At 55.6% G+C, this 257-nt stretch carries 1 protein-coding gene; it reads left to right on the top strand.

Annotation, left to right across the window (positions count from 1 at the left end; genetic code table 11):
- Positions 1–212, top strand: a 212-nt coding sequence (locus SB753_RS38945) for a hypothetical protein (protein ID WP_410805401.1), incomplete at its 5' end; no start/stop codon positions are given.
- Positions 213–257 lie beyond the last annotated feature (45 nt).

Raw genomic sequence — 257 nt, 5'->3', positions numbered from 1 at the left:
CTCGATCAGGCAATCGTGCAGATCGCGCAGCCGTCAACGGCGCCTTCCACACCTGGCCAGCGGTCTGCACGCACTCACTGAACCGGCTGACACGCCCTGCCCGTTCAGCCCGGCATCCTTCGACACTGCGTGTGATGCAAACCGTGAAAGACAGACCCAAACCCAAGGTCAGAAACACGACATCTGTAAATAGCCAGCGCTACGACATCTGAATCTGGCTTTGACAAATCGAATTTTGAAAAATAGGGCCTGACAGC

This window comes from Paraburkholderia sp. SIMBA_053, from assembly GCF_046534895.1.
Lineage (GTDB): Bacteria > Pseudomonadota > Gammaproteobacteria > Burkholderiales > Burkholderiaceae > Paraburkholderia > Paraburkholderia caledonica.
Note: the sequence above shows the minus strand (reverse complement) of the source record. Positions and strands in the feature narration are given on the sequence as shown.